Genomic DNA, 18,255 nt, shown 5'->3' on the forward strand with positions numbered 1-18,255 from the left:
ATGAAACCGCTTTCAAATTATATCGGTGAAGAATTGGTTTTAATACAACCTTCGCTGTTAAAACGTAGATATGAATTTAATTCATCGTCAGAGCTGTTAGCACAGATGTATTTTCCGAAGTTCTTTAGTTTAACGGCAGTTGTTGACTGCTTTGATAGCAAGTACGAAATATTTAAACCGAATTTTCTTAATTCAAAAATAGAAATCAGAAAGTATGGCAATGAATTATCTTTTGCTGTATTAACAGCCAATTTCTTTAGAACAAAAGGAACAATAGTTTTACCGAAAGGCGAAATTGTTAATCTTAAATTTGGTATGTTTAAAAAAATATGTGGAATTTATTCCGAGATGGGTGAGTTGCTGCTGGAAATAAAGAAAGTGTTTTCTTTTAAAGGAAAAGACATAGTAACCATTGTTAAACCATCGATAATCATTGATGAAAATCCATGGATAATAATGATGGTTTGGTATTTTTTAATTGAAAGCAAGAAAAGCGGAGTAGTATCTTAACGAAGAAAATTAAAAAATGGCAGAAAAGAAAAAATTTTTATTAAGAATAGATGAAAAAGTTTATGCCGCTCTTGAAAAATGGGCGGCTGATGATTTGAGAAGTATTAATTCTCAAATAGAATTTTTACTGATTGATTCGTTAAAAAAGAGCAATAGACTTAATTCAAATAATACACCAGAGGAAAAGCCCACCAAATAACCTAAAAGGCAATTTAGATGATTGCTAAAAATTGCTCGCCCTAAAAAACATTTAAAATTGGGCTTTCTTTCTTGGGTAGAGTTAATGTATTTCTTAAGTTTGTCTTAACGATTTTTTGCAGGAAATATTATGAAGCAATTAAAAATATTATTCATATTAATTATAAGCTTCTTCTACTATAGCTGTTCTTCCCTAACTTTAACTCCAGCAGAATTTGGATGGCCTTTGGAGGCAGTTTTAAAAATAGATAATCAGGGATTTGTAAAAGAAGAACGACATTCTATCTATTTCAATACAAAAGAATTATTTCTTGAAGAAATGCAAGACTCGCTTGGTTATGCCGGTAAAACGTTAAGATTAATAAGAAATAGTGAGGGCTACTATTTTATGACTGCGGTTGATTTTAAAAACGTTTATATCTTTGGTGAAGAGAAAAATTCTTTAATTCTTAAGAACACAATTCAAATAAATGAAATCGGGATGTCGGATCCTGTCTTTAACCAAAGATCTCTGTTTATAGAGCTAATTACGAATGGAAAGTCTTATCGATTAACCTCTGATGGAATACAAGGAGGAGATTAAATGACACAATTAAAATTTTTTATCAATATTTCGTTTATTGCCTTACTGTTTTCTTCAGCAGTTTTATTTGCACAATCTGATTATGAGATGGTGCAAAGCTTTAAAGAAAGAAATCTTAATTTGTCCAACAGTATTAAAGCGGCTAAAAGTCTTGAAGAGCTTGATAGCCTAAGATTAGAGATAGATAATTTCAAAAGAGACTTTGCCGCAAAAAAATTTCTGCTTGATCAAAGTCTTTATCCTGAGAACTTTTTATCTACAATTGATAACCTGACTGCATCACTTGAATTACGGCGTGATGATTTTACAGAAATTGACGTACTGAGAACTGAAGTAACAACATTAAAATCCGAAGTTGATCTGCTGAATAAAAGAAATAATGAGCTGCTTAATCGTATTAGCATTTTAGAGATACAAAAAAGAAAAGATGCTGCAACAATTGATGAATTGGAAAAACTTATAGCTGATTTAAGAATTACAGTACTAAAACGCGACCAGCTTATTTTTAGTATTGTTGATAGTCTTACTCCTAAGTTAGCCGGTGATGTCTCCTCTATGACCAAGCAGGATAAAGAACAAGTCTATTCACAGATAGAAAGAAACAATCTTCTTGCAACTATAAAAAAATCGTTAAGGGATAACAGCCGCTTTTTAGAGGTTACATCTTTAAAAGTTGAAGACCTTGATGATGTTAGAAAACAGCAGGAAAATTTCTTGAGTATGTGGAATAAAATCGGACCAAAGCTTTTAGATGTATATGCTGGTAAAAAGGAAAAATCCGCTGAGCTACAGGAAATTGATAACTTGTTAACTGTATGGGCTAACAGGATAAAAAAAGAAGCATGGGAATCTATAAACGAAGAGTTTTCTTTACACAATATAAATCTGCAGGAGTTTAACAACGGCAATGAGTTTACATCTATTCTAATAAAATATATCTCTGATGAGATTAAAAATTTTGGAATTAAGAATAAAGATGAGTCAGAGAAATCTTTTACAGCATTTACGGACAGTGTTTGGTTCAAATCTATTTCTTCAGAATGGATGCCTTATCTGTTGAACAGCAAACTTCTAACAATTGAACAAAAGGATGAGGTAGAAAAGAAAATTACTGAGTGGAAATCTGTTATGACACCAAAAGATACTTTATGGCTTTATGCTGTTGTCGGATTGGCAGTATTATTTGTTGTTGCACTCTTTTTTATTCTAAAAAAGAAAAAGGTTACTCCAGAAGTATAATTTTATTTTTGAGCCTCTGTTTCAGGGGCTTTTTTATTGCTGTAAATTATAATACTCCGTGATGGGCTTGACCATTCTTGTTCATCAGTTCATTTGCAAGTCTTAAATAGGCAACAGAGCCGGGTGATTTTACATTAAACAGCATAGTTGGCTTTCCATAAAACTCTGCTTCAGAAATCGTGGTGCTTTTAGGTATTACAGTATCAAGCATATCTGAGCCAAAGTTACTATAAAGAGCATTTTGAGTTAATCCCCATGCCTTGGTATTTTTTTCAAACATAGTAAGAAGTATTCCTTCAACAACTAATCTTTTATTAAGATTTTCTTTTACCAAGCAAATGTGATTATACATTTTTTTTATTGCAGAGATAGAAAACTGACCGGCACGGATTGGGATTAAAACAGAATCTGATGCCGCAAGAGCAACTGTTGTTAAGCCTTTTAAATATGGAGGGCAGTCAATAATTATATAATCGTAATGTTCAAGTGCGTATTGATTAAGAATATTTTCAAAGAGGTGTATGTTGCGGGTAAGCCTGCTTATCCTTTCTTCAACTTCTGCTGAGTTAATACTGCAGGGAATGAAATCAAGCATTTGTAAATCAGTATGATGAATAACAGAATCTATATGTTTAATAAAACTTATTACCTGAAATATATCTCCTTTCAGCTTTTCATTGTCAAACCCCAGCGAAACTGAGCAGGCACCGGAAGGATCAAAATCAATTAATAGCGTTTTCTTTTCAGCAATAGCAAAAGCGGCAGCAAGATTTACTGCTGTTGTTGTTTTTCCAACACCGCCTTTAGGTACTGCAACTGTAATTTTTTTGCCCATAAATTTTCCTGCTAAAGGAATATTATGTTAATTAATTGAATGTGTTATAAAATTATAATTTTACTTTGCTTAAAACAACTTTCATAATCATTAAAACACTGTGATTCTTCTCAAAAACAAAGCTGCTTAATGAAAATGAATTTATTTTCAACCGGGATTGTATTATGTTAAACCAGCTATTTTTGAAATAGAACCAGTCAGAACAATAGTGTAAAGAATAGTTGATGAGAAGAGTAATGAAAAATATCATATATGTAATTTATGCTTTGCTTGTAATAACCTTAACCTCGATTGGTTGTAACAAAAACAAATTTACAGAAATTCAGAAGAAGAAATCCATAATGAATGAAAGCAATTCAAGTTTAGATACAGCAACCTTTGGTTCGGGATGTTTCTGGTGCACGGAAGCAATTTTTGAAAGAGTAAACGGAGTTACATCGGTTATTTCAGGTTATTCCGGAGGAGCAGTTAAAAATCCTACTTATGAAGAAGTTTGTGAAGGAACAACTGGACATGCAGAATGCACTCAAATAACATTTGATCCATCAGTTATCAGTTATGACGAACTGCTTGAGATATTTTGGAAAACTCACGATCCCACTACACTTAACAGACAAGGCAATGATGTTGGAACTCAATATCGTTCGGTTGTTTTTTTTCACAACAATGAACAAAAGCAAAAAGCAGAATATTACAAGCAAAAACTTACTGATGAAAAGATATGGGATAAACCAATTGTAACCGAAATAACTAAACTTGAAAAATTTTATCCCGCAGAAAACTATCATCAGGAATATTATGAGAACAACCCTAATCAGGGATATTGTGCTTATGTCATTACTCCCAAAGTAGAGAAGTTTGAAAAGATTTTTCGTGAGAAGTTAAAGAAGTAAAAAACACTCCTATGGTGAAAAATCTTTTAGTGCTTTTTAGGAAAATATTGCAAGCGTTATCAGCTTATTAGTGAGCTTCCTTAGACTCAAACAACACAGCCTCACTTTTTTTAACAATAGATATTTCAACATATAGTTCTTAATCTGAACCTGCTATAAAAACATTTCTCACAAGGAGCGTAAATGGCAGGAAAGAAGATAGAATAATCTGTTTACATCAGTTTAATCTGTTCGATCCGTGTGCCATTTTTCTAAGAACTAAAAAAGTATTTAGTTTTTTAAATAACAACAAGAACAAGATATCGGTAAATAAGAGTATAATTATCTGTAAATATTTTCAAACAAGAAAAATCTCAGTTTCAAATACTCAGAATTCAGTGTTTTTGTTTTGCACAAAAGTTGAGCAATATGGAATATGATAATAGAAACGAAAATAGATTATCCAACTAACCATCAAAAACCACTTGTTGAAAACACATCAGCTTATTGTTTTATTGGAGAGATTGAAAGAGATTATATGGGAGGTGGGGTTTTGGTGGTGGTGAGGAATGGGTGTGATGAGGAGATAGTGGTGTGTAATAATTATAGCCCACCAATTTTTGAAAATGTTGGGACCATATCTGTTTTAGGTGAAAACGATCCATGGCAATGGGTAGATAAACAAGGAACTCCCCACACAGCAAATACAGGTGCTGTATGTAATTATGAGTTACCATCAGGTTGTGACACGGTTATATTTGGCCAGACCTATATTATGCCAAGTATCGGTGCACCACCTGTATATAATTTGCTTGATGATATGAAAGTGACGGTTTGTCTTGATAAAAATGACCCAGGCCATCATTACTGGAATTTTAGTCTTGAAAATTTTCGTGTTCCTTTATTTTCTTCTCACTGTCCTAACCAACCGCAACAATGTGGTTACATTGATTTAGGTGATGGGTCGAATCCTACACTGTTAACTCAACATATCAAGGATTGTTCTGATTATAACAAAGTTATGATAACGCTCAATTACTGGATTATTGGACCTGAAAGAATAGGAATGAAACCTTTATACAAATATTATTTTTCGACAGGCATTGTCGCTCACGAAAATGTACATGTTGAGCAAATTAAAAGACTCTTACCATTTTTCTGGAATGGTGTGGGAGGATTTGGAAGGTTGAAATCTAAAAAAATCGAAAAGAGTGAAATTTATCAATGCCCTGAAGATGCATTAATTAAAAATGAACTTGATATTAGAGATAATTTAAAATTTGACTTGGAATATTATTTTAATAATATGTCGCATTTAATGGGATACGATGTCGGAGGTCATTCTAAAGCTGAAATAGAAGCAGATAGAGTTGCATCATTAGAATATGAGAAAATAAAAGAAAGAATTATACTTTGGGCAAGTAAACAAAGTTGGTGGTGTGATCTTAGAATTATTGGTTTGTATGGTCCTCCATATTATTATGACTGTAAGTTCGTTCCGTGTAATCCTTAACAAATAAAATTTGATAACGGAGATAAAAATGAAAATTATAATTAAAATGATATTATTAATAACATTGATCTCAACAATTTCCTATGGACAAAATATGTGGTTGAGAGGCAAAATAGATCTTGGAAGTTTACATATGATGAGTAATCTTTCTGTTGATAGCATAAAACAGATTATCGTTACTGTTGACCTTGAATCTCAAAATCTTCTTTATCCTGCTTCCGTTAAGTATTTATATTATATTCAATCAGATGCAGAATTTCTATTAGATAATTTAAACTCTGAGATCGATACATCCTTATCGGTAAGTGAAAATTCTGCATACTGGTATAAAGTATATACAAATATTTTCTTTAGAGGGTTACTTGGGGATAATATGGCAGTTGAAAAAATGAAAATCATAGCAAATCATGCAACTTATTTAACGCGCTTACTTGCAATACGAACACTTGCAGAAATTGGAATTTACGATAACTATAGTTTTGTTATTGCTGGATATAATGATTCCCCTGAGTTATTCATTAACTTGCTTGCTTGGTATGGGAATGATAGCAGATATAAAGAAGAGGTTAAATCAATAATAATGAACAAAATTGTTTCATCAAGTACAACCTCACAGGTAATTATGCTTGCATATGATCTAAATATTTTTTCTAATGAGGGAACGATTTTATTAGATACTTACTTTGAAAACAATTTAGGTGAACAAAGATATGACTACTTTTTTGAATTGGGTATAATAGATAAAGATGGTCAACCAGAAAGAAGTATCTTCGCATTACAGAATGAAAACAATGACACGCTGAGAGCGAAATATTTGCCTAATCCATTCGAAGTATTGAATTATGGTTTTGAATCTAAAAGGTATATTGAACCAAGTTTTATTAATTTATTAAAACAATTGAGTATATCTGATACAAACTCACTAACATATCGCTCGAAAAAGCAATTTCTTTTATTGTTCGTACCAGCTCAACCAGATTCGTTGAAACCGACTATCGATTTATTAGATAACTTAAATAATTATGTTGATAGCGTTTTTAACTACACTTGGCTCGGCGATTTAACTTTCTCCAACGAACTCAAAAACATTTTAACCACAGCCAAAACAAACTTACAAAACGGCGACTCACTTGCTTGCAGAGTTCAGGTAAAAGCATTCCAGGATTTAGTGGATAATGTTTATAAGGACTCACTAAACACAGACCCTCGCTTTGTAACAATAGAAGGCTGGAAATTTCTTTACTGGAATGCACAATACATTTTAGACAGATTGCCAAAGCCTTAATCTTATTTAGTTAAATAGCGACTACTTCTTATCATATTATTGATTGATCTGTTTACATCAGTTTAATCTGTTCGATCCGTGTGCCATTTATTCGGCTTTATGAAAAGATATTTTCGTTAGGAAGAATAGAAAACTTTAGCGCCTTTTGTCCAAACAAAATCTCAAATAAATCCTGAGGATATTTGGAGCGCTAATGCCCTTCTCCATAAACCTTTTCACCAGCTTCAATTCTTAGCTTAAGATAATTTTGTAACGGAGGCAAAGGACACGTTGCATATTTTGTGAATACACAGGGGGGATTATAAGCTTTATTAAAATCCAGGTTAATTGTACCGGTTGAATCAGGTTTATTAACATACAAAAATCTTCCACCGCCGTAAGTTTCATCGCCGCTTGTCTGGTCTGCAATTATTAAGAAGAGTTTATCGCCGCCTTCATCCACAGCATCAATTCTGTATGTTTTTCCATCACGGTCAAATACAACTGCGCCGGGGGATTTTTCCTTATCGATTTGTCCGAGAACATTTGGAACCATAATTTCCCTGGGCGGAATGTATGCCTCAAATTTTGCTTGTATATTCCAGCTCTGATCAATTGGAAATCTCTCAACTCCATTAAAGTTTTTTACAAGCTCTGAGTTAAGATCACGTGCTCTGATGCCATACAAAGTATCTCTGATAATCAGATTAAATTTTATAGATCCAATTTGTAAAATTGTCATATCCTTTCTTTGGTCATCAATCATAATTACTTCTTTAACAGGATTGTTATTATGCAGCACCTTTATTCCATCGTTTGCTTTAAATGTTACAACAGTATCATTAAACAAAAAAGACCCTATATGCTCAGGCAGCTTGGAAGATTCAATAACAATGTCATTATCTTTTGAAGTTCCGAAAGTATTTTCGCCGGGTTTTAACCAGAATCTTCCTATAAGATTAAGCCAGCCATCATCGGCTTTTAATCTTGAAGTTCTTTTTGCATCCCATTCGTTTATTTCTTTTACATAATTTGGATCTGCTTCCGGCTTCTGAGTGCAGGAGAAAATGATATTCAGGGTAATTAGTAAAACAAAAATTCTTGACATAGATCATCTCAATTTTATTTAATCAAAAGTAATAACTTAATGTAGAAACATGCAATGCTATTCATCAATTGGAAATATAATTGTATAACTAACACCTGTTTCTTTATTCAGCGTTATTGTTCCATTAAGTTGTTTTGCTAACATAGAGACAAGCTGTGTCCCTAAACCGGCTGAATTTTCAATATCAAAATCTTCAGAAACCCCGATACCATTATCTGAAACTGTGATGTTAACTTTTTTATCAATTAGCTCCAGCGATATGGTTATTATTCCGTCTCTTTCATCTGGAAAGGCATATTTTAATGAATTAGTAACAAGTTCACTTACAATTAGTCCCACCGAAGTAGCGTTCCGGGTTGTAGTAAATACATTATCGTAGAATTGCTGCACTTTTACTTTTTCATAATTCTTAATGTATGTTAGTGAAAGAGTATCAGTTAATTGTCTTAAGTAAGCACCAAGATTAATTTTTTTAGATACTCCGCTGTCATTTAAGATTGAATACATCTGTGCCAGTGCTGTTATCCTCATTTCAATATTTTCCAGGACTTTGCTTGCCTTAGGATCTTTAATTTTATCCCGCTCAATAAAGATTAAAGATTTTATAAGATTAAAACTGTTTTTAACCCTATGGAGTAATTCTTTATGGAGCGCTTCTTTTTCAGCCGCCGCATTTCTAAGAGCAATCTCAGCATTCCTTTTTTCGGTAATATCATTAACATAACCCCAGAACTCGACGAGAGTATCATTTTTATCAAATATACCGATAATGTTTTCAAGTGTATAAATTTTTTTCCCGTTTTTAGTTATCACTTCTGCTCTAAAATCATTTAGCTTTCTTTCTTTACGAAGTAGATTTAAGAAATCTATCCTTTTTTGCGGATTGTCGTAATGTTCTACCGGATTGCTGGAAAGAAGTTCTTCAATACTGTTGTATTCCATCATTTTAACGTATGCCTGATTGCAGGCTTTTATTTTGCCCTCGGGAGTTGAAATAAAAATACCGCTTAAATCTTCTTCAAAAAACCTGCGATATTTTTCTTCGCTCTGTTTTAATTCTTCTTCGTACTTAATACGCTCTGAAATATCTCCATAGGCAACTGCAACGCCATAATCTTTTAGGGGAATTGGAGCAGCAGTAACATTTATCCAGGCTATTTCCTCATCCTTTTTAACTATACCCATTTGAACATTTTCAACAAGGCGATTTTCTTTAAGTGCGATCACACTAGCATATTCCTCAGGCAGCATAATCGATCCATTGGTTTTGATTATATACCATTCTTTGCTGTCTATCTGTCTTGAGTTCTGCTCCTGTGTTGTTATTCCAAGGAGTCTTTCAGCTTGTTTATTGCTTTCAAGTATATTGCCCGCCTGATCAGAAACGGTAATTCCAAGTGGAAACGAATCAAACAATACCTGATATTTAACAAGGCTTGTTTGCAGTGCTTCTTCAACTCTTTTTCTTTCGGTTATATCAATTGCTGTAAAAGTAACCCCAGCTGTAATATCTTCAAGATTAAGTGGTATTGAGCTTAACAGAATATTTATAATGCTGCCGTCTTTTCTTTGCCATCGTGTTTCAACAGTTCCAATTCCGTGGTTTGCAATTTGATCGTATTTAGCACTGCCAACATATTCAAATTCTTCCTGTGTCGGATAAAGGACCCTTGCGCTTTTACCAACCAACTCATCACAGGAGTAACCAAGCATAGAGCAAATTCTTTCGTTTACTTCAATAAGAATCCTGTTCGAAGTAAGTCCGAAACCAATTGGTGCGGCTTTAAATATACTTTGTAATTTATTTTTATTTTTTCTTAAAGATTCCTCAGCCAGTTTTTTTTCGTTAATATCTATATGAACACCCAAAGCTCTCAGGGGCTCCCCTTTTTTATCTCTTTCAAAAATTTTTCCCCAATTAAGAATCCACTTATAAGAACCATCTTTACATCTTAGTCTGTGTTCAACTTTTAAATACTCTGTTAAACCCTTATGATGTTTTTCTGTTTCCTTGATTACATATTCATAATCATCCGGATGAATAATCCCTTTCCAAAAATCAAGTGAACCGGAAGCTTCGTTTAGCTCATATCCAAGCATTGCAAACCAATTATCATTCCTGTAAACTTGTTGTGTTCTAAAGTTCATATCCCATAATCCGATGCCTGTACCTTCTAACGACATATTAAGTCTTCTCACATTTTCAAGCATTGTGGTATGTGCATTAAAAAGTTTAAATGCTGTTTTGATGGTTGCAAGCAGCACTGCTTCTCCGGTGTTTTTAACAAAAAATCCATAAGAAGTGATTTTTTCAGTTCTTTCTACAATTTCACTTTCGGCATGATTTAAGAAAAACACAACAGGAATTTCGCGGCTTTGAAGAATAATTTGAGCTGCTTCGATTCCATCAATTCCCTTCCCCAGATCAATGTCCATTAAAATTAAATCTATTTCTTTATTTTCTGATGCAATGACAACTGCTTCTTCTCCTTTGTATGCAATTATCACCTCATAGCCGTGTTTTTTCAGAGTATTGGCTTCTGTCATTGCAATTGTTGGTTCATCTTCAACAAGTAGAATAGTTTTTGTGGTTTTTATTATCATAAAGTTTATTGCTAAATAACGTAATCTCTTATGCCTGCTTAATTAAACCTTCTATTGAAAAATATTTGAATATCTTTACAACGCAAAAGTAATTTAATTATCGCAAATAATGTTTAAATAATTGAGATAAATTAGCATTGTTAAAAATTGATGATTATTAAAACATATCGGTTATATGGATAAAGCAGAAATAATTCTAAAAAATTATTTTGGTTTCGAATCTTTTAGAGGTTTACAAGAGACCATAATTAAGCGGATAACTGAAGAAAGAAAACATTCTTTAGTTCTAATGCCAACCGGCAGCGGAAAATCTTTATGTTATCAGATACCAGCACTTTATTTTGAAAATAAAACCATTGTAATAAGTCCGCTGATTGCTTTAATGCAGGATCAGGTTGATGCTTTAAGAAAGAAAAATGTACCGGCAGCTTTTATAAATTCTACTCTTTCAAAGCAAGAACGGGAAAAAGGGTTGGAAGATTTTTTAAATGGGAGTATCAAAATACTTTATGTAACGCCGGAAAGATTCCGTAAAAAAGATTTTGTTGAAAAACTAAAAACCGTTAAAATTGATTTGCTTGCTGTTGATGAGGCGCATTGTATTTCGGAATGGGGACATGATTTTCGCCCTGATTATTCGCGTATAGGAGAGTTCAGAAAAATACTTGGTAATCCGCTTACCATTGCACTAACAGCTACTGCCACTAAAGATGTTCAGGCAGATATTATATTAAAACTCAATCTCAAAACTGATGAAGTAAAAATATTTCATCAGGGAATTGAGCGCCCAAATCTCAGATTAGAAGCAGCAGATGTTTTTGATGATAAAGAAAAGTTAAAAGAAATTTGTTCAACATTAGAAAAATATGACGGAAGTGGAATTATATATTTTTCACTTATTAAAACTCTTGAAAGATTTTCTGAGATTATTGGTGATAAAGGATTTGAGCATGGAGTTTACCATGGTAAGCTGGAAGATAGGCAGAGAAAACAAATGCAAAGAGACTTTCTAAATGGTAAACAAAAACTCATTCTTGCAACAAATGCATTTGGAATGGGAATAGATAAAGCAGATATAAGATTTGTCATTCATGCTGAAGTTCCTTCGTCAATTGAATCATATTATCAGGAAATTGGCAGAGCAGGCAGAGACGGAAAAGATTCATTGTGTTTACTGCTTTACAATCAGGAAGACCTATACACACAAATGGAGTTTATTAAATGGTCAAATCCGGATGCGGATTTTTATTTTGCCCTTTACAATTTGTTACAGCGGGATATTGGATTGATAAACTCAAGCGGGATTGATTATTTACGTGAACAAATGAGCTTTAAAAACAGGAATGATTTTAGAATTGAAACTGCAATTGCAATGTTAGATCGTTATGGGGTAACTGAAGGAGAAATTGAACAGAAAAATCTTAAAGTTATTGAGTCTCTTCCAGCAATTTTGCTGGATGAAGATTACCTTAAAGAAAAATTATTAAACGACAATAAAAAACTTCTTTCGATGGTAAACTACTTTAGAAACGAAAAATGCAGGCGTATTTTTATTTCGGATTATTTTGGTTTTCCTGGAGAAAAACCTTGTGGCAATTGCGATAATTGTAGCTTAAATCCATAGACAAACACAAACTTTTTTGATTATAATCACAAAAAACAGTTTTTAATGTATTATTAATATCTCTGGCTTGACAAATGCGTGTCATAACACATATCTTTGACTAAAATTTAAAACAATTAATTAAAGGAGAATATTTTTATGACAATATGGAAAGTTGATCCGGCACATAGCGAAATTAAATTCAAAGTAAAACACCTTGTGGTTTCTACTGTTACAGGTCAGTTCAATTCCTTTTCCGGCACAGTTGAGTCAGAAAAAGCAGATTTTTCTGATGCTAAAATTTCTTTCGAAGCTGATGTAAACAGCATAAATACAAAGAATGAACAAAGAGACGGACACTTAAAATCAGCAGACTTTTTCGATGCTGCTAACCACCCCAAGCTTACATTCGTTTCAAAATCAATATCAAAAAAATCAGATCAGGATTATGTTGTTATTGGAGACATAACTATTCGTGGAACAAAGAAAGAGATTTCTTTGAACGTTACTTATAATGGGTCAACAAAGGGGTTTGGCGGTGTTGATGTTGCAGGATTTGAAATATCTGGAAAACTAAATCGTTTTGATTTTGGTTTACAATGGAATGCCTTAACTGAAGCTGGCGGTATTGTGGTCAGTGACGAAGTTAAGATTGAAATTTCAGCCGAGTTAAATAAGGCCTAAAAACTGCTATGTTTTCCATCAGAGCACTTGCTCTGATGGAATTAAATATCTGCCCTTAATTCTTTTTACTTACCGCTCATAAAAGTTATTCTTAAATAACACTTCACAATTTGTATTTTTAAATCAATCGTTTAATTATTTAAGGAAAATTATGAAGTACATTTTTGTTTTTCTGTTTTCTGCTGTTTCACTTTTTGCACAAGTTAAAGCAGATGATGTAAAATCGTTTACACTCAAAAACGGGATGAAAATTTTTGTTCTTGAGGATCATTCAATTCCAAATGCAAATATGTATCTGTTTTTTAAAGTCGGTTCTAGGAACGAATATACAGGTATTACCGGCATTTCACATTTCTTTGAGCACATGATGTTTAATGGTGCAAAAAAATACGGACCTAAAGAATTTGATCGTGTTATGGAAGCAAATGGAGGGTCTAATAATGCATATACTTCCGAGAACATCACTGCTTATACTGATTGGTTTCCTTCAAGCTCATTAGAAGTGATATTTGATCTTGAAGCAGACAGAATTGCCAATCTGAATTTTGATCCTAAAATGATAGAAAGCGAACGCGGTGTAATTCTTTCTGAAAGGAGCACTGGCTTAGAAAATAATCCGCTTGAACAATTGTGGCAGGAGGTGCAAGCCGCAGCGTTTATTGCACATCCTTATCAGTGGCCAGTTATTGGTTGGGAATCTGATATTAAAAACTGGACCAAGGAAGATCTGGAAAATTATTTTCATACTTATTATGCACCCAATAATTGTGTTGCAGTTATCAGCGGTGATGTAAAATTAAATGAAGTAAAGAAACTTGCAGAAAAATATTTTCAACCGATCCCTTCCGGACCAAAACCAAGAAGTCTGCACACAGTAGAACCCGAGCAAACAGGGGAAAGAAGAGTCTTCGTTAAGCGGGAAGTTCCTAATGCTTATTTAATGATTACTTATCACGTTCCACAATCAGGTACAGAAGATTATTACGCCCTTGATTTACTTAGCTCAATTTTGTCGGAAGGAGAATCTTCCAGACTCTACAGTTCGCTTGTTGATGATAAACAGCTCGCATTAGAAGTTGGAGCATTTTATTCCGAAGCATTTGATCCAACTTTGTTTTATTTATATGGTATATGCAGCGATGGTGTTAAAGCCAGTGAATTGGAAAATGCTATCCAGTCTGAGATTGATAAAATTATAAATGATGGAATTAGTGAAGATGAGCTGCAGAAAGTAAAAAACCAGAAGCTAATGTCTTTTTACAGAACTACTGAAACAATAAATGGAATGTCCAATACCATTGGAACTTATGAACTGTTTTTTGGCGATTACAAAAAAATGTTTACAGCTCCGGATGATTACAAAAAAGTTACAGCCGGTGATATTAAAAATATTGCAGTAAAATATTTTTCAAGACAAAACAGAACAGTTGGGGTGTTAAACACGGAGGAAGACAAATGAAATCCATAAACAATTATTTACTAAGTAATATTAAAAAAGATAAGAACAGAAGGATACCATCTATTATGCAGCCATTAAAACAAACTTTGTTATTCTTGCTGCTTAGTGTCAGTAGTTATTCACAGTTTAAACTTCCAGATTATAATCTCGTCCAGTTGGATAATGGTTTAACTATTTATTTAATGGAGAAGAAAGATGTTCCGATAATTTCTATTTCTGTGGTCATGGATGCCGGTGCAGTAAGAGATGGTGATTTAAGCGGGCTTTCTTCATTTACTGCGGAAGCGCTGAAATTTGGAACAAGGAAATTTCTAAAAAATCAGATTGATTCAATTTTCAATTTTTATGGTAGCAGCCTTAATACATATTCCAGATCAGATTACTCAGGTATTTCTACGCAGTTTATGAAAGAACATTTATCGACTCTTTTACCGGTACTTGCAGAAATAATTAAAGCACCTGTTTTTCCTGATGAAGAAATAGTTAAAAGAAAACAAAGATGGATTTCAGAACTTGATCAGGCAAAAGAAAGTCCAAGACAGGTTATCGGTTCATACTATAATAAACTTTTATTTGATGACTCACCTTATGGGAATCCGGTTGACGGCACTAAGAAATCAATTGAACAAATAGACAGAGCCAGAGTTTTAGATTTTTATCAGAAGAATTTTAGACCCGAAAACTGTGCAATTGCGATTGTTGGTGATTTTAATTCTAATGAAATGGAAGCTCAGCTTGTTAATGTCTTTGCTGATTGGTTTACAACTGCGCCTAAAATAATTTATGATACAAGACCTGATCAAAAAGAGCTGAAAGAACCTGTAGTTTATTTGATCAACAAAGAAAATGCAAGAGAAACCACATTTATGATTGGCGGTTTTGGAGTACCTGTGAGTAATCCTGACAAAAGTCAGATTGACGTAATAAATACAATCCTTGGAGGCAGATTTACAAGCTGGTTAAACGATGAGCTTCGTGTAAATGCCGGATATACTTATGGTGCAAGAAGCAGATTTACATCGTACAAAACAACCGGGACTTTTTATATCAGCACTTTTACGGCAAATCAATTTACTGAACCAGCAATTGATCTAGCATTAAAAACATATAACAGGCTTTTTGATAATGGAATTGATGAAAAAACTTTAGCTTCGGCGAAAAGTTATATCAAAGGACAGTTTCCTCCTAATTACGAAACTTCTGGTTCGTTGGCTGGATTTTTAACACAAAAATATATTTATGGAATAGAAGATTCTTACATCAATAATTTTGAAAAAGCTGTTGATGAAATGACAGTTACAAAAGCAAGTCAGATTATAAAAAAATATTTTCCAAAAGATAATCTGCAGTTTGTACTCATCGGTAAAGCAGATGAGATTAGAAACATTGCTAAAAAGTATGGAAGAGTGATTGAGAAAAATATCAGTGAAGACGGGTTCTAAAGTTTAAGTAAATCGAATTGGAACACGGATTAAACTAATCAAACGGATTAACCCGTGTTCCAGTTTTATAAACCTACTTGAAATAAAAAGTAATTACATCAACAAATATTTTTATTTTATTTAAAACAGGATTTTTTGTAGAAACAATTTTGTCTCCTACAATTTGATTCCATTCATTTTCAAATAAATTTTCATAATCGTAATAAAGCTGCACAGAATAGCAGTCAGATTCCAGATTTCCTTTTTCAAAAATTGCATAACCGCCATAATCCCAGTCAAAGCCCGAAAACTTAAAATGTTTTCCATTTAATTTAATCAGTTCTTTTAATTCCGTGCCAATCCTAATTCCATTATCAATTTCCCAAAGAGACTTATCACCATGAATTTCAATCCACTCAGGATATTTGAAGTTAACAGTATCGCGCCACTTAACAAAAAAGGATTGTGGAGTATCTTTAAAGAAAACGGTGCCGATAATTTTTTCAGTACCTTCACTATACCACCTTTCAACTCGTTCCGAATTATTTTTACCGGTCATTTTTATCAGCTCAGTTTCAGTTGTTTTGGAATTAAGCACCTGATTGCCGATACAAGGAGTTAGAACGAAATCACTTTTAACCTGAGCAAAAGCCGCATCAGATAAAAGGAAAACAATTAAAGCACCTAATGTTTTGAGTGAAAATGCATTGTTATATATTCTAAATCTAAAATTATACATCAAGAAATTTCTGCCTCCTTATTCCACCAACTGTTAAAGGAATTACAAAGATTATTTTTATCAAAACGACAAAAAAAGATACCGTCTAACTTAATTAGATTTTCTTTATGAATGCTAAAGTATCTGCACCAACATCTGCAAATGCCGGCATTGTTTTCAAAGGATAAAATCTCATAATTAAATTTAAGATTAGATTGATCTTTAAATAACTTTTCTGCTGATGATTTGATTTCTTCTCTTCCACTTGCAGGTGGATTAAAAGGTGAAGTGTAGTAAACTGAATCAATTGAAAATAAATTAGAAAAAACAGCAGAATTTTTATCCACCCAGGACTGGCTGAACACTTTCATCCAGGTTTTAAAATCCACCCCATTCATAATTACTTCTTTTTTGGTTTCCACTTATTTAAAAATTCAACAAACTTTTCTTTACTATAATCTTTGTCCTTTTCCAGTTCGCCGGTATTTTGTGAGTGTAATAAAGCACCGTCTTTTTCTAGCATAAAGAAATGCGGATAACCATCTATCGGCGGATATTGAGATAAAAACTTTTCATTCTTATTTTCTTTGCTGTAATTCACTTTAAGAATTATAAAGTTTTCTTCCAGCAATGATTTTACTTCTTCTGTGTTCTGCATAAAAGCATCAATTCTATGGCACCAGATACACCATTCGCCGCCGACATCGAGTATAATTCTTTTATCGGATTGCTCTGCTGCCTTAATAGTTATCTTTAGATCTTCAAAAGGATCTCTGTCCGGATCAAACTTTAAATGTGATTTATTATCCTGAGCAAATGAGTTGAGGAAGAATAACAGAAAGAAAACAAATAAAGGTTTTGAAAACATGTTGAATCCTGTTTTTATATCAAATAAAATATTTAATAACTAAAAATCCGCCTATAAGCAAAACTGTAAAAACCAGGGCAAGCCAGTTAAAATATTTATCAATAAATGACTTTATATGCGGACCGAATTTCCAGATTAAAAACGCAACGAGAAAAAATCTTGCGCCGCGGCTGATAACAGAAGCGACTATGAACATAACTAAATTAATGTTAAAAGCACCTGCTGTGATCGTGATAAGTTTGTAGGGAATTGGTGTAAATCCGGCAGTAAATATTATCCAGAAATCATATTCCTTATACATATCCTGAATTTTGTAAAATCCCTCAGGAGTAAATGATGGAATATTATTAAAGAAAAATTGTGCTATACCTGAAAATTCATTTGAAGGTGTCCACCACAAAAAATGTCCGATCACATAACCTAATAATGCACCAAGGACAGATCCAATAGTACAGTTTGCTGCAAACTTAAACGCTTTGGATTGAGAGCCTAATACTAATGCAATCAAAAGTGCATCTGGTGGAATTGGAAAAAAGGATGATTCAGCGAAAGCCAATATAAACAGGGCAATTGCCCCGTATTTAGTATCAGCCCAGTGAAGAACCCAATCGTAAAGTTTTCTAACAATTTTCATAATTGAGATCAAACTTAAATGATTTTAACCGAATTAAAAAACTGCAGATATTCTAATGGCATAATTTCTGAACATATATAATCAACTTTTGGCAAATATTGATGAAGATTTTGCAATTTTTCACGTAGCTATCTTACTGAGT

The 18,255-nt window shown here is 33.0% G+C and carries 18 protein-coding genes; 11 read left to right on the forward strand and 7 right to left on the reverse strand.

Going from position 1 to position 18,255, the window contains the following annotated elements:
- The 4 genes from ROY99_03550 to ROY99_03565 all read left to right on the forward strand — a co-directional run bounded on the left by ROY99_03550 (position 1) and on the right by ROY99_03565 (position 2,530).
- Positions 1 to 510 (forward strand): hypothetical protein, encoded by a 510-nt coding sequence (locus ROY99_03550; GenBank protein ID MDT3695441.1) that lies wholly within the window; start codon positions 1 to 3, stop codon positions 508 to 510.
- Between the two features lie 16 nt (positions 511 to 526).
- Positions 527 to 709, forward strand: a complete 183-nt coding sequence (locus tag ROY99_03555; protein MDT3695442.1) for an Arc family DNA-binding protein — start codon at positions 527 to 529, stop codon at positions 707 to 709.
- A gap of 129 nt (positions 710 to 838) precedes the next feature.
- Positions 839 to 1,291 (forward strand): hypothetical protein, encoded by a 453-nt coding sequence (locus ROY99_03560; GenBank protein ID MDT3695443.1) that lies wholly within the window; start codon positions 839 to 841, stop codon positions 1,289 to 1,291.
- Positions 1,292 to 2,530, forward strand: a complete 1,239-nt coding sequence (locus tag ROY99_03565; protein MDT3695444.1) for a hypothetical protein — start codon at positions 1,292 to 1,294, stop codon at positions 2,528 to 2,530. It begins immediately after the preceding gene.
- Positions 2,531 to 2,576: 46 nt separating this feature from the next.
- Here ROY99_03565 and ROY99_03570 read toward each other — a convergent pair whose 3' ends face one another.
- Entirely contained in the window at positions 2,577 to 3,365 is a 789-nt protein-coding gene (locus tag ROY99_03570; protein ID MDT3695445.1) for a ParA family protein, read from the reverse strand.
- Between the two features lie 236 nt (positions 3,366 to 3,601).
- Here ROY99_03570 and msrA point away from each other — a divergent pair, with 236 nt between their 5' ends.
- From msrA to ROY99_03585, 3 genes are all read left to right on the forward strand, one after another.
- Positions 3,602 to 4,258: a peptide-methionine (S)-S-oxide reductase MsrA gene (msrA, locus tag ROY99_03575; protein ID MDT3695446.1), complete on the forward strand. Its 657-nt coding sequence runs from the start codon at positions 3,602 to 3,604 to the stop codon at positions 4,256 to 4,258.
- A gap of 415 nt (positions 4,259 to 4,673) precedes the next feature.
- Positions 4,674 to 5,750 carry a hypothetical protein gene (locus ROY99_03580; GenBank protein ID MDT3695447.1) on the forward strand — a complete coding sequence of 359 codons (1,077 nt, stop codon included), beginning with the start codon at positions 4,674 to 4,676 and terminating at the stop codon, positions 5,748 to 5,750.
- A gap of 28 nt (positions 5,751 to 5,778) precedes the next feature.
- Complete coding sequence (locus ROY99_03585; protein MDT3695448.1) at positions 5,779 to 7,035, forward strand: hypothetical protein; 1,257 nt, start codon at positions 5,779 to 5,781, stop codon at positions 7,033 to 7,035.
- 190 nt (positions 7,036 to 7,225) lie between these two features.
- Here ROY99_03585 and ROY99_03590 read toward each other — a convergent pair whose 3' ends face one another.
- The gene (locus tag ROY99_03590; protein ID MDT3695449.1) at positions 7,226 to 8,122 is read right to left on the reverse strand and encodes a DUF1684 domain-containing protein; all 897 of its coding nucleotides are present in this window, start codon (positions 8,120 to 8,122) and stop codon (positions 7,226 to 7,228) included.
- A 57-nt stretch (positions 8,123 to 8,179) separates the two neighbouring features.
- Positions 8,180 to 10,726 carry a PAS domain S-box protein gene (locus ROY99_03595; GenBank protein ID MDT3695450.1) on the reverse strand — a complete coding sequence of 849 codons (2,547 nt, stop codon included), beginning with the start codon at positions 10,724 to 10,726 and terminating at the stop codon, positions 8,180 to 8,182.
- Positions 10,727 to 10,901: 175 nt separating this feature from the next.
- On the opposite strand from ROY99_03595, the gene ROY99_03600 reads away from it, so the two are divergent.
- The 4 genes from ROY99_03600 (at position 10,902) to ROY99_03615 (ending at position 15,914) form a co-directional block, all read left to right on the forward strand.
- Complete coding sequence (locus tag ROY99_03600; GenBank protein MDT3695451.1) at positions 10,902 to 12,350, forward strand: ATP-dependent DNA helicase RecQ; 1,449 nt, start codon at positions 10,902 to 10,904, stop codon at positions 12,348 to 12,350.
- Positions 12,351 to 12,488: 138 nt separating this feature from the next.
- Positions 12,489 to 13,013 carry a YceI family protein gene (locus tag ROY99_03605; protein ID MDT3695452.1) on the forward strand — a complete coding sequence of 175 codons (525 nt, stop codon included), beginning with the start codon at positions 12,489 to 12,491 and terminating at the stop codon, positions 13,011 to 13,013.
- A 151-nt stretch (positions 13,014 to 13,164) separates the two neighbouring features.
- Positions 13,165 to 14,472 (forward strand): pitrilysin family protein, encoded by a 1,308-nt coding sequence (locus ROY99_03610; protein MDT3695453.1) that lies wholly within the window; start codon positions 13,165 to 13,167, stop codon positions 14,470 to 14,472.
- Positions 14,469 to 15,914: a pitrilysin family protein gene (locus ROY99_03615; protein MDT3695454.1), complete on the forward strand. Its 1,446-nt coding sequence runs from the start codon at positions 14,469 to 14,471 to the stop codon at positions 15,912 to 15,914. The genes ROY99_03610 and ROY99_03615 overlap by 4 nt, the downstream gene beginning before the upstream one ends.
- Positions 15,915 to 15,987: 73 nt before the next feature.
- Here ROY99_03615 and ROY99_03620 read toward each other — a convergent pair whose 3' ends face one another.
- The 4 genes from ROY99_03620 to ROY99_03635 are packed head-to-tail and all read right to left on the reverse strand — an operon-like array spanning position 15,988 to position 18,113.
- Entirely contained in the window at positions 15,988 to 16,632 is a 645-nt protein-coding gene (locus ROY99_03620) for a hypothetical protein (GenBank protein MDT3695455.1), read from the reverse strand.
- A complete protein-coding gene (locus tag ROY99_03625) occupies positions 16,632 to 17,033 on the reverse strand; it encodes a hypothetical protein (GenBank protein ID MDT3695456.1) in 402 nt (133 codons plus the stop codon). Before ROY99_03625 ends, ROY99_03620 begins: the two co-directional genes overlap by 1 nt.
- On the reverse strand, positions 17,012 to 17,479 hold the full coding sequence (locus ROY99_03630) for a thioredoxin family protein (protein ID MDT3695457.1): 468 nt from the start codon (positions 17,477 to 17,479) through the stop codon (positions 17,012 to 17,014). The genes ROY99_03625 and ROY99_03630 overlap by 22 nt, the downstream gene beginning before the upstream one ends.
- Before the next feature lie 19 nt (positions 17,480 to 17,498).
- Complete coding sequence (locus tag ROY99_03635) at positions 17,499 to 18,113, reverse strand: YqaA family protein (GenBank protein ID MDT3695458.1); 615 nt, start codon at positions 18,111 to 18,113, stop codon at positions 17,499 to 17,501.
- Positions 18,114 to 18,255: the final 142 nt, after the last annotated feature.

This window comes from Ignavibacterium sp., assembly GCA_032027145.1.
Taxonomy (GTDB): Bacteria; Bacteroidota; Ignavibacteria; order Ignavibacteriales; family Ignavibacteriaceae; genus IGN3.

Bases quoted from the DNA above. Each gene is read 5' to 3' on its own strand.
- ROY99_03550 (MDT3695441.1), top strand. From the start codon at position 1: ATGAAACCGCTTTCAAATTATATCGGTGAAGAATTGGTTTTAATACAA.
- ROY99_03555 (MDT3695442.1), top strand. From the start codon at position 527: ATGGCAGAAAAGAAAAAATTTTTATTAAGAATAGATGAAAAAGTTTAT.
- ROY99_03560 (MDT3695443.1), top strand. From the start codon at position 839: ATGAAGCAATTAAAAATATTATTCATATTAATTATAAGCTTCTTCTAC.
- ROY99_03565 (MDT3695444.1), top strand. From the start codon at position 1,292: ATGACACAATTAAAATTTTTTATCAATATTTCGTTTATTGCCTTACTG.
- ROY99_03570 (MDT3695445.1), bottom strand. From the start codon at position 3,365: ATGGGCAAAAAAATTACAGTTGCAGTACCTAAAGGCGGTGTTGGAAAA.
- msrA (MDT3695446.1), top strand. From the start codon at position 3,602: ATGAAAAATATCATATATGTAATTTATGCTTTGCTTGTAATAACCTTA.
- ROY99_03580 (MDT3695447.1), top strand. From the start codon at position 4,674: ATGATAATAGAAACGAAAATAGATTATCCAACTAACCATCAAAAACCA.
- ROY99_03585 (MDT3695448.1), top strand. From the start codon at position 5,779: ATGAAAATTATAATTAAAATGATATTATTAATAACATTGATCTCAACA.
- ROY99_03590 (MDT3695449.1), bottom strand. From the start codon at position 8,122: ATGTCAAGAATTTTTGTTTTACTAATTACCCTGAATATCATTTTCTCC.
- ROY99_03595 (MDT3695450.1), bottom strand. From the start codon at position 10,726: ATGATAATAAAAACCACAAAAACTATTCTACTTGTTGAAGATGAACCA.
- ROY99_03600 (MDT3695451.1), top strand. From the start codon at position 10,902: ATGGATAAAGCAGAAATAATTCTAAAAAATTATTTTGGTTTCGAATCT.
- ROY99_03605 (MDT3695452.1), top strand. From the start codon at position 12,489: ATGACAATATGGAAAGTTGATCCGGCACATAGCGAAATTAAATTCAAA.
- ROY99_03610 (MDT3695453.1), top strand. From the start codon at position 13,165: ATGAAGTACATTTTTGTTTTTCTGTTTTCTGCTGTTTCACTTTTTGCA.
- ROY99_03615 (MDT3695454.1), top strand. From the start codon at position 14,469: ATGAAATCCATAAACAATTATTTACTAAGTAATATTAAAAAAGATAAG.
- ROY99_03620 (MDT3695455.1), bottom strand. From the start codon at position 16,632: ATGTATAATTTTAGATTTAGAATATATAACAATGCATTTTCACTCAAA.
- ROY99_03630 (MDT3695457.1), bottom strand. From the start codon at position 17,479: ATGTTTTCAAAACCTTTATTTGTTTTCTTTCTGTTATTCTTCCTCAAC.
- ROY99_03635 (MDT3695458.1), bottom strand. From the start codon at position 18,113: ATGAAAATTGTTAGAAAACTTTACGATTGGGTTCTTCACTGGGCTGAT.